The sequence below is a fragment of the Paenibacillus sp. 01T422 genome, from assembly GCF_056398785.1.
Genome location: NZ_JBFTQB010000262.1, coordinates 1 through 11,015, shown reverse-complemented (window position 1 = coordinate 11,015; position 11,015 = coordinate 1). Strand labels below are relative to the sequence as shown.

Sequence of the window (11,015 nt, the reverse complement as noted above, 5' to 3'; positions counted from 1 at the left end):
GTTCCAGTTCACCGCTTTTTTGACGATTGGCTGATTAATGCTAGTTGCAGTACTCATCTATGTTCAATCCCCTTCCCAATTACACCGAACAGCTGACACATTCCTCAACGGATAACTGATTTGTTCGCGTGTAGTAGAGCGATTTAAGTCCTTTGTGTGCCGCATACAGATACAATCTAGCAAGCTGTCTCGTAGACACATCACTATTGACATGTAAAATGGTCGAAATGCCTTGATCCACATGCGTTTGAATTTCAGCAATCAGATCCAGAATTTTGAATTGATCCATTTGATATGCGGATTTATAGTAGAAATAATTGTCACGTGCCATGAATGGCATCGGGTAGTAAGTCGTTGAGTTCGCGTATGTACGAGTCTCGATCGGCTCTACAATCGGCATAACGCTCGATGTCGAGTTTTGGATATACGAAATACTTTGTGTTGGAGCAACAGCCAAACGATAAGCATGGAACAAACCGTGTTTCTGGACTTCTGCCTTCAGCTTGCTCCAGTCGCTTGGTGACGGGATCTCCATACCTTCAAACAGATCCTTCACTTTATCCGTAAGCGGACGGTAATCTGTCTCTGTGTAGCGGTTAAAATAAGCGCCATTCGCATATTCAGACAGCTCAAAACCTTCAAAGACCTGCCCTTTCGCTTTGGCAATTTCCATACTTTTCTCAATCGAATAGTAGTTCATCGCCATAAAGAACGTGCGGACGAAATCCTTCGCTTCATCGCTCTCATAGCTAATTTTGTTCTTGGATAAATAGCCGTGCAGGTTCATGACTCCGAGTCCAACGGAATGCAGCTCACGATTCGCTTTAGCAACGCCTGGTGCATTGCTGATCGTCGTCATATCACTGACAGCTGTCAATGCTGTCATACCTTCATGGACTGTTTCACGCAGCTTCTTGCGCCCCATCACATTCGCAATGTTCATGGAAGCCAAGTTACAGCTGATATCACGGAGAATCACATCATCTTGACCGTAATCATTGATTTCCGATGTTTCTTGCAATTGGAAAATCTCTGTGCAGAGATTAGACATTTTGATCGTTCCGATTCCTTTAAGGGCATGATCCCTGTTCGCATTCGTACGATTCATCATATATGGATAACCGGATTCCAGTTGAGTTGTCGCAATTTTGATCAGCATGTCACGCGCGCTCATCACTACTTTTTTCTTAACTTTCGGGTTCGCCAGAAGCTCATCATACATTTCATCAATATCTAGATCATCCAAATGCTTGCCGTAGGCTTGTAAAACTGTATAAGGCGCGAAAACATGAAGAGGTTTGTTCTCTTCTGCCAACTTGTAGAACTTATTCGGTACGATAAGGCCGATGGAAAGTGTTTTCAGACGCGATTTCTCATCTGCATTAATTTTCTTGCTGTCCAGGAACTCCATAAGATCCCAGCCAAAAATGTTGTAATAAGCCGCTCCAGAGCCTTTGCGCTGACCCATTTGATCCGCGTAGGAGAACGCATCTTCCATCAGCTTAAGAACTGGCATAATACCTTTCGCTGCGCGTTCTACACCTTTGATGGACTCACCGCGCCCACGAAGCTTGGACAAGTTAACGGCAACCCCGCCGCCAATTTTGGAAAGCTGCATGCAGGTTGCCAGCACGTAGTTAATAGAGTTGAGAGAATCATCCATCTCCAGAAGAAAACAGGAGACCATCTCGCCACGACGGCTTTTCCCTGCGTTAAGAAATGTTGGTGTTGCTGGCTGCAAACGCTGCTCCATCATCGATACAGCAAGCGTAGAAGCAGTCTCAACGTTACCGCGCCCCAAGTAAAGGGCTACAATTGCAACGCGATCCGGGAAATGCTCCAGATACAAGGATTTATCGTCACTGCGCAAAGCATAGTCTGTATAGAATTTCGAAGCTGCCATGTAGGAGGCGAACTCGAATTGATTATCGTGGGCCACTTGGTAAACTTGATTTACTTCCTCTAACGTGTAGTGCTCATAGACGTTCTCATAATAGTTGTTATCAATCATATAACGAACTTTTGCAGTCGTATCGGGAAAAGTGAGGCTTTTACTGTGAACATCCTGCATAAAAACTTCAACAGCTTCTTTATCCTTCTCTAGTTGAAAAAAACCATCCGCTCCGCGTTGCATTAATAAATTATTCAGCTCAATGTGCCGCAATTGCATGTACCCCCTGAACAAATCGTTCTACATCATTTTTGGTGCCGGATAACTCGAACTTCGTTAACACAGGCACATCATACAGTTGTGAGATGGTGTCTGCGCTTTTGGCAAACCCGTCTCCCCAGTTACGGTTACCGCTTGCTGCTACTCCGATCATCTTCGAGGCGTTCGATTCCAGGAAGGAACTTACCTTCTCAGGAACTTGGCCAAATCCGGTTGTGTAAGTAACGAGCACGAAAGGCTCGTCCACTTTCATCGCTTCCTCGATTTGAATCGCCGGCATTTTAAGTTTATTAATAAATCGGCGAACATTCCCCGTTTTTGAATCGTAAGCAATCAGCATGGGCTCCGTCTCCTAACATCTCTATCATTGATCAAGCACTCTCGTTCTTGTGTCTGTCTTATGTAGATAACCTATATCTAGTTAGTAATATAAATCTTACCGTCCATCTATATCTAGTATTGTCCTCTGTCTTATCGACAAAATAGGCGGATTTCCGCGACAAGGAAAACGGCTGAAATTGGCGGTAAATCGGGTATTTCCCCGGTATTACGCGGTATTTCCGCTGCGAATTCAGGATATGTCCAATTCGCTTTTCCCCACGACATCTAGTTGATAGATTCAAATTTATATCAATATATTGTGTTTGTCAACGTGTATTATGACACATAATCGACCCCAAAATAGCCAAACCCAGACAGGACGTGGCTCGAGAGGATTTGAAAAAATATTTTCATTTTAGACTTGAAATTTTCACAAATGTCGAAAGGATCACCGCCTAGAATCTCCTCTTTTATCCTACTAGATCTAGTTCCGCACCCCTCTCAAAAAAAGCCCCTCAAAACGTCTCAGAGGCCATCTTAAGACATTGTAAACGATAAAACGACCAATCTATCCTGAGACAAAAAAAAGCTATTCACGCGCACACGAGGGTGCCATGAATAGCTCATGTATGTCTTCGTCCGTTACTAACCGTTGCGTTTTTGGAAATCAATCATGAAATCTGTGAGCGCTTTGCAAGAGGAGTAAGGAACTGCATTGTAGGTAGATGCTCTCAAGCCGCCTACACTGCGATGGCCTTTCAACCCGACAAACCCGTTCTGCTCGGTTTCCTTGATGAATTTCTTCTCCAGCTCTTCATCCTGCAAACGGAATGTGATGTTCATGGCTGAACGGCTGCCCTTATCAACAGGACCACGGTAGAAACCGCCGCTTTGATCAATTGCGCTGTAGATCAAACCTGATTTCTCCAGATTGTTTTTCTCGATAACAGCTAGCCCGCCTTGTTCCTGAATCCATTTCAGCACGAGGTTCACCATGTAGATGGAGTACACCGGTGGCGTATTGTACAAGGAATTGTTTTTGCCGTGAATTTCATAACGCAGCATGGTCGGGATTGTTTTCGGCAGGTCCTGTAGAAGATCTTCTTTGACGATAACCACAGTTACGCCGGATGGACCTAGATTTTTTTGGGCACCAGCATAAATCATACCGAACTTCGATACATCAACTGGACGGCTCAGGATATCGCTGGACATATCTCCGATAAGCGGAACATTGCCTGTATCCGGATAACTTTGGAACTGAGCGCCTTCGATCGTTTCATTGGACGTCAAGTGCAGGTAAGCGGAAGCCGGGTGAATGTTGATTTCACTGAGTTCCGGAATTTTCATGAATTTGCTCTCCTTGGAGCTAGCTGCAATTGCTACTTCTCCAAAAAGGCTTGCTTCCTGAACCGCTTTCTCCGCCCAAGCACCTGTCAGCACATAGCTGCTGATCGACATGCCGATACCCTTGAATTCGACAAGTTCCTCTTGCGCTTTCTGCAAAACTTCGAGCGGTAATGCCGCAGGCCCTGCGTTAAAGTTATAGGCCCGATTTCCCATGAATGACCACACCTTTGCTTTTTGTATTATGGCTATGATAGCAATATTCTCCTCATGCATCAAGTAAAACCTTAGTTGGCAATGCTAGTTGAAGCAGGAAACCGGAACCAGAATACGTGTCATAAAATGCCAAAAAGGAGTCCATACTCGCATGCATCCTTCCGCTCATTCGACAAAAGCGCTTTCAGCACCGTCCGACACGTACCGGCTTTTTGTCGGCATCCGCAGGACGTCCACGTCACGTTAAGCTTTCTCGGCGGCGCATCCGCCAAGAAAGCGGAAGCGCTGGCGCACGACCTGCGCAAGCTTGCAGCAGCTGCGCTGCCCGCGTAGCGGGTAGAGGACATCGTCCTCTACCACAGCCATTTGGGCCGGCAGCCTTCGTATGGGCCGCTGGGCGTTTTTCCTTTGGACCCCGGCGTATAACTTCCATTATTTTCACAAATAATGTATAAACTTGCCTACTGTTTCTGACATCATCCTGATTGAACACGGGTCGTCCTAAAGTAGAGGAACTATGGTCCTCTATTCTCCGTGGAGTCGATGCTTTGGGCCCTCAATAGGAACTACGATCCTCTATTCAACCAATTTCCGCCTAAAACCAGGCATATCGAGGCAAATAGAGCCCTCTAGTTCCCAATATCTCTGAAAGCTGGCTATTTCGCTCAAATAGCGCCCTGTAGTTCCAGCAAACTCGGCACTACAGCCTGCCGCCAAGCACCTTTGAGCCGCCGTTTTTTATACTGGCTCTCATTTCTTTTTGAAACGTAAGGAGGAAATCACATGCCCGATGCTTATGAAGTCATCGTACGCACCCTTTTAGCCGTAATCGTATTGTTCATCATGACCAAGATTCTTGGAAAAAGACAAGTGTCCCAATTATCTCTGTTCGAGTACATCACGGGCATTACCATTGGAAATCTGGCTGGAGCGATATCCTTGGATATCGATTCGAAATGGTACCTCGGTATGATCTCATTAACCGTTTGGATCGCGTGTTCGCTAGGCATTGAACTTTTGCAGCTTAAAAGCAAAAAAATGCGAGATTTTATTGACAGCAAAGCCACCGTACTCGTTAGAGACGGGAAGGTTCTAGAAGATAATTTAAAAAAAGAACGACTTACCACGGATGAACTTATGGAACAACTGCGGAAGCGGTCGGTTTTCAAAGTAGCGGATGTTGAATTTGCGATTATGGAGCCTAGCGGAGAGATTAATGTATTGCTGCATCGTGAAAATCTCCCGCTCACTGCGAAGCACCTTGGCATCAAGGTTGCACCGGAGAAAGAGCCGCAAGCCGTCATCATGGACGGTGAGATATTGGATGAAGCGTTAGCAACCCTTTCATTTAACCGGGGATGGCTGAAAACGGAGTTGGACAAAGTAGGCGTAACGGTTGAAAATGTTTTTCTAGGCCAGGTCGATTCGTACGGCCAGCTGTATCTTGATTTATTTGACGATAAAATCAATGTTCCCGTGCCGCAGGAGAAAGCTACCCTCTTCGCGACCTTGAAACAGTGCGAAGCTGACCTTATGCTGTACGGACTGACAACCAACAATAAACAAGCAAAAGCGATGTACGAGGAATGCTCCAAGCAAATGGAGGAAATTCTCGATCAACTTAAGCCTATATTGATGCGATAAATCAAAATGCTCCCCGCCGTGGCTATACGACTGGGGAGCATTCTTGTTTCAATCCAGCAGCACCTGCGACGCGGGGCCACTAGCAAGCTCAAACATCCGTTTGACCTGCTCTACCGTATTCCGCTCTATCGACAGAGGCGGCAGCTCATTTTCGCCAAAAAAGCCGACTTCGGTCGTTTCCAGGCTGACCTCAAGCGCCTCCCCACCGACCACCTCGCACAAGATAAATATCTTGTATACGTAGTTTGGGGCAGGCGGGTGTGCATGGCACTTCTTATCCAGAACCGCCAGCAAACGAACAGGCTTGACCTCGTAACCCGCTTCCTCGCGTGTTTCTTTGACAGCGATTTCGCTCGGTGTGAAGCCGATATCCGCCCAACCGCCTGGCAAAGCCCACGCGCCGTCGGTTCTCTCCTTCACAAGCAGCACCTTGTTCTCCTGCAGCACAACTGCGCGAATATCGACCTTCGGCGTCTGGTACCCCGTATCGCTGGCGAATAATTCCGTCACCTTATCAATCGGGGTGTCCGTGAAATGACTCATCATCTCCACGCTGATCTTGCGCAGCGCCTCATAGCGCTCCAAATCATAGCCGTTCTCACCATAAGCAAGCCCTGCTTGACTAATCGCTTGAATTTCTTTCGCCCAATGCAGCCACGGAATATTCATCCATTACCCAACTCCATCCCGATAAATGTCTTAATTCCACTATAGATAGCGACCATCTCCTCGAGCTTCATCCGAACCAGCCCACTGGAGGAGGGACATACGTACTCTACAACTCCTGGTACGACAGGCTCTGGCTGGCTGCCCCATGTCATGCCTCTACGTCCGCTATACTGTTCATAAACCCCTTTGCCTACAAAGCATACAACTCTTGGCTGAATGCTTTGGATCTTCTTCCTGAGAATTACGCGACCTTCCCGATATTCTTCAGGTGTTATTTCAGCAGCCGTCAACGAGGGCCTCGCCACGATATTCGTGAATCCATAACCAAGTTTAAGCAGATCCTGATCTTCTTGAGGCTTATAAAGCCGAGGCGTTAATCCAGCTTGAACTAATATGCGGTAAAATCGATTGTTTGGATTCGCATAGTGATGGCCGGTTTCACCCGATCGAATACTTGGGTTATATCCCACGAAAAGGATGTTTAATTGCTCCTTCAAATGATCCGAGATCGGTTTTATTTCCACCGTACTTAGCCCACCTTCCATGCGTCCATCAATTTCTAAAAATCTTCACTCTATTAAATAGATTACCACTATCCCTATATAAACTTCAACGATTCATAGGGTTTTCCAAGAACAGTCGAAGCATCACCTTTTAACCAACTATCTACCAAAGTGCTGTACACAGAGCGGAAATCAACCTCATATTTCAAATCCCCGTTATCCAAATTGCTTAGACTCGGGTAAGCGCCATAAAGCCCGCCTTTCACTTTCCCGCCAATTACAAACATCGGTGCTGCCGTGCCGTGATCCGTGCCGCCGCTTCCATTTTCCTTCACACGACGCCCAAACTCGGAAAACATCATAATAGCAACCCGGTCCTGCAGGCCCTGCGCTTCCATATCTTTATAAAAAGCCGTCAGCCCCTGATCAACCTGTGTCAAAACCCTTGCATGCTGCTCCTTTTCATCCGCATGATCATCGAATCCGCCGATTTGGACATTGAATACCCGCGTTCCCGACTTTCCGGCTAACAGCTTGGCAACGAGTTGAAGATCACTGGAGAAACCTGTTTTCGGATACTCAACCTTATTGACATAAGCAGCTGTTAACGATTGTATGGCTTCAACGCTTTTATACGCCTCATTTCCGCGCTCCGAAACGACTCGCAGCTGTTCCATCGGGTTCTGATCACCATACATGTCCAAAAAAGCTTTGGTTATCCGATTTTTGTCCATCATCGGCGTTTTCGGATCGATCACATGGTACGATTCCAGCGATTGAATAACAGGAAAGCTCATCTTTTCCGAAGCAAAAGCTTTGCTGCCCGCTGCACCAACCTGAACCGCTTTGAGCGGGTTCGCATTATCGCGCAGCGAAGACTCTACATAGCGGGCTAACCAGCCGCTCCGGCTTATTTTCGCTGGCTCTGCGGTCTGCCAAATTTCCATGGATCGGAAATGGGAATGATCCGGCTCCGGATAACCTACACCTTGGATGACCGCCATGTTCCCACTCTTGAAAAGAACTGCAAGCCCTGCCAGGCTAGGATGCAGGCCTACTTGATTATCAAGGGCAAGCACATCCTTTTGCTGATAGGCTAGTAGCGGCCTTGCATCATAATAAACGCCTTGCCCATAAGGAATCAGCGTATTAATGCCATCATTGCCTCCGCTAAGCTGCACAACAACCAGCACAGGCTCGTCGACATCGTCACTGGCTCCCCCGGCGAATATCGATTTGCCAGTTTCGGTAAACAAGATACCGCCAAGGCTTAAAGTAGCAAACATCGCCGTACCTTTCAGCAGAAATTCCCTTCTTGTTAATTTCAATGCTTTCACCTCCGCTATTTCATTTGTGCTTCTGGACTGATCAGAAGCAGCTGCAACAAGCCCCGTAAACCGGCATTTTTCTGTTTTGTATGTATAATGGTATCTTCCACATAAGCACTTAGACCCTTCAACGTCTTATCAGACAATTGTGTGATCCCCAGATGCTGACTCCACAGCTTCACCCACTCCTCTGCCAGTTCCGCTTGCTTCGGCGTCATATCAGCCGGCATCAGCTTCTTATTATTCATTTGCATGGCAATGGACTCAGCAAATTGATACCTCGCGAGCAGCAAATTGGTATTGAGCCATGATGCGCCGCCTCTCCAGCCGGCAACATCAGGCGGGGAAAAGAGTTCCTGGCCCATCTTTCTCATGGCTTGCGCATGCCCTTTGGCAACAGGCACCTGCAACGTTTTGAGAATGCCAGCTACATAATCAGCCGGTGTTTTGATGAGGGATAACCGCAGATCAGGATTATAGAAATCATCCGACAAGAACAGCTCATGAAGCACTTCTCCGATTGTCTCCTTCTGGGTGATGAGCTTCGCCACTTGCTGTACCCAGCTGTCTGGCGGATTATCTGCAGCGAAATATCTGAGCAATTTCAAAGCCAGAAATGTAGATAGCGACTTTTGATGAAAAATAATATCAATAGCCTCATCTCCGTCCAGATTCCCCTTGTCACCGAGCAGCGTTTTCGGATCATTGTCATGTTGTTTGGGATTAAACGCTACTTTGTTTTCCTTCTCGCTATAGGTCCAGCCCGTGAAAGCTCTCGCCGCTTCCTTCACATCTGCTTCGGTATATTGACCAATGCCAAGTGTAAACAGCTCCATCACTTCACGCGCGTAGTTCTCATTCGGTTTGTTTTTCTTATTGCGATTCACATCGAGCCAAATCATCATAGCCGGATCTTTGCCGATAGCGAGCACGAGCTCCTTATAATTGCCTAACGCATACTTCCGGAACAGCGCATTTTGCTGAACCATCAGTGTGACATCCCTGACCTTGTAATTTGCGGTTGCAAAATGCCCGTGCCAAAACAACGTCATTTTCTCAATCAACGGTGTACTGGAGTTCACTATCCGGTATAACCAGTACATTTGCTGATCGCCAAGCTGTAAGGGGTCCAGAGCTTTCTTGCCATCTGCGTATAGTTGATCAAAAGGGGGCAGCACTGCCACTTGGGTCAATGCTTCACCAGCGATAAGCCGTCGTACCGTCTCCTCGCGCCCCAGCGCTACACAAGCATTAACTTCGTCTTCTGCCCCTCCAAATCCGGCACGAAGCAATAAATGAACAACTTCCGTGTTCGTCCAGGTTACTCCCATGATTTCCCTCCATGCTTAATTTTCCATACTTTAGCACATAAATGTGTCAAAACTATGTAGAAAACAAAAAAGATAGAGACTTCAGAACTTGTCTGAATCTCTATCTTTATTAGGAACCTTCGCTTGCATCATCAAAAGCTCATAGGTAGCTGAAACGCCTCCTGTTACGCTAAACTTCGTCTCATACGCTTTGTACATGTTGGTAAACAAACGCCTTGTGCTAATGCCCGGTACAACCGATGCTTCTGACGTGCTGGCCCCCATTGCTTTAACTGCATGCAAAAAATCCCTTGGAGTCGGGTACGTTTCCACCTGAAGCAATTGATCTTCTTGCATATGTGAGAAGCCACTGTCAACAAGCATTTCTCTCCACCCAGCGGAGGATTGAAAAGCCAGCCCATGCCGCTGCGGCTGCTCCCCGTTCTGTCGATACACCTCCAGGAATGACTCATGCAGCTCATAAAATGTTGCCGGCCCGAACGTCGTAAACATCAACCTGCCGCCTGGGCGAAGAAGATGCCGAAGATGTTGAAGCGTCTGTTTCGGCTGTTGCAACCACTGAAAGCAGGCGCCAGAGACGATCAAATCGAACGAAGCCGGCGGTGCAGCTGCCGACCACTTCTCCACATCGCCATGGATGAAGTCTATGTCCCTGATCGCTTGCTGACTGCCTCGAACACGTTGCTCAGCTGCCCGCAGCATGCCAGGTGCAATGTCCAAAGCGGTAATTGTCGCTGTTGGCCATCTTTCAACTAACTCGCTTGTCACAATTCCTGTGCCACAGCCAATCTCAAGAATGCTGCGCACTGGCGTACTTTCTCGTGCCCCCTCCAACACCTTAAGTGCTGTAGCAAGCTGCTCCGCCATCATCCTCTGTACATTCGCATGCTGATCATAGGAACCTGCCGAACTCCGATTAAACTGACGCTCAATCTCTTTGCTGCTGTTCATTCCACCACCGCCTCATCTCCGCTGCAAGCTCCTCTTCCCTTCCTAGAAACGGTGCATGACCGCAATCAGGCAAGGTATGTAATTGGGCGTTAGGCAGGCCAGCTGCAAGCTCTTCCGCCCCTTTGTAAGGGCATATCCGATCATCTCTGCCATGGAACAGCAGCGCAGGGCATGTAATCTCCGAGAGTACAGCGCTAACTTCCACCTTCCGCAAAATCTGAAGTCCTGCCAGCAGAGCGGGCACTTTCCAGCTGCCTATTGGAGGAAGTTGGTCGCCTATTCCTGTTTCCCGCTCAGTTTCTGTCCACAGAATCTGGCGAAAATTGGATTCAACAGCAAATGCATCTTGCGCAGCTGCTTTCATCATCTGCCTGACATAAGCATCTGGCTGGCCTAAGTGGGCTTCGTCCTTCGAACGAATAAAACGAGCGGTAGCCGCCAATAAGAGGAGGCCATCCGCCAAACCTTGAGCTGCTAATCTAAGCGCCAGCAATCCCCCAAGTGACCATCCCCCAATGAATAGAGGTCTATGGAC

General features: G+C 47.5%; 11 protein-coding genes. 1 reads left to right on the top strand and 10 read right to left on the bottom strand.

Annotation, left to right across the window (positions count from 1 at the left end):
- Positions 1–79 precede the first annotated feature (79 nt).
- The 4 genes from nrdE to AC1DUA_RS16155 all read right to left on the bottom strand — a co-directional run bounded on the left by nrdE (position 80) and on the right by AC1DUA_RS16155 (position 4,401).
- Positions 80–2,164, bottom strand: coding sequence for a class 1b ribonucleoside-diphosphate reductase subunit alpha (nrdE, locus tag AC1DUA_RS16170; RefSeq protein WP_477500747.1), 2,085 nt, complete (start codon positions 2,162–2,164; stop codon positions 80–82).
- Positions 2,151–2,510 carry a class Ib ribonucleoside-diphosphate reductase assembly flavoprotein NrdI gene (gene nrdI / locus AC1DUA_RS16165; RefSeq protein WP_477500746.1) on the bottom strand — a complete coding sequence of 120 codons (360 nt, stop codon included), beginning with the start codon at positions 2,508–2,510 and terminating at the stop codon, positions 2,151–2,153. The genes nrdE and nrdI overlap by 14 nt, the downstream gene beginning before the upstream one ends.
- Positions 2,511–3,136: 626 nt before the next feature.
- A complete protein-coding gene (serC, locus tag AC1DUA_RS16160; RefSeq protein ID WP_477500745.1) occupies positions 3,137–4,054 on the bottom strand; it encodes a 3-phosphoserine/phosphohydroxythreonine transaminase in 918 nt (305 codons plus the stop codon).
- A 119-nt stretch (positions 4,055–4,173) separates the two neighbouring features.
- Positions 4,174–4,401 (bottom strand): hypothetical protein, encoded by a 228-nt coding sequence (locus tag AC1DUA_RS16155; protein ID WP_477500744.1) that lies wholly within the window; start codon positions 4,399–4,401, stop codon positions 4,174–4,176.
- Positions 4,402–4,837: 436 nt separating this feature from the next.
- Between AC1DUA_RS16155 and AC1DUA_RS16150 the strand changes: the two genes are divergently transcribed.
- On the top strand, positions 4,838–5,698 hold the full coding sequence (locus AC1DUA_RS16150; RefSeq protein ID WP_477500743.1) for a DUF421 domain-containing protein: 861 nt from the start codon (positions 4,838–4,840) through the stop codon (positions 5,696–5,698).
- Positions 5,699–5,746: 48 nt separating this feature from the next.
- Here AC1DUA_RS16150 and AC1DUA_RS16145 read toward each other — a convergent pair whose 3' ends face one another.
- The 6 genes from AC1DUA_RS16145 to AC1DUA_RS16120 all read right to left on the bottom strand — a co-directional run.
- Positions 5,747–6,367 carry an NUDIX hydrolase gene (locus AC1DUA_RS16145; protein WP_477500742.1) on the bottom strand — a complete coding sequence of 207 codons (621 nt, stop codon included), beginning with the start codon at positions 6,365–6,367 and terminating at the stop codon, positions 5,747–5,749.
- On the bottom strand, positions 6,364–6,885 hold the full coding sequence (locus AC1DUA_RS16140; protein ID WP_477500748.1) for a mismatch-specific DNA-glycosylase: 522 nt from the start codon (positions 6,883–6,885) through the stop codon (positions 6,364–6,366). The genes AC1DUA_RS16145 and AC1DUA_RS16140 overlap by 4 nt, the downstream gene beginning before the upstream one ends.
- An 80-nt stretch (positions 6,886–6,965) precedes the next feature.
- Entirely contained in the window at positions 6,966–8,207 is a 1,242-nt protein-coding gene (locus tag AC1DUA_RS16135; protein ID WP_477500741.1) for a DUF1501 domain-containing protein, read from the bottom strand.
- Between the two features lie 5 nt (positions 8,208–8,212).
- Positions 8,213–9,529: a DUF1800 domain-containing protein gene (locus tag AC1DUA_RS16130; RefSeq protein WP_477500740.1), complete on the bottom strand. Its 1,317-nt coding sequence runs from the start codon at positions 9,527–9,529 to the stop codon at positions 8,213–8,215.
- An 81-nt stretch (positions 9,530–9,610) separates the two neighbouring features.
- The gene (bioC, locus tag AC1DUA_RS16125; RefSeq protein WP_477500739.1) at positions 9,611–10,480 is read right to left on the bottom strand and encodes a malonyl-ACP O-methyltransferase BioC; all 870 of its coding nucleotides are present in this window, start codon (positions 10,478–10,480) and stop codon (positions 9,611–9,613) included.
- Positions 10,458–11,015, bottom strand: a 558-nt coding sequence (locus tag AC1DUA_RS16120) for an alpha/beta fold hydrolase (RefSeq protein WP_477500738.1), incomplete at its 5' end; no start/stop codon positions are given. The genes bioC and AC1DUA_RS16120, both read right to left, overlap by 23 nt.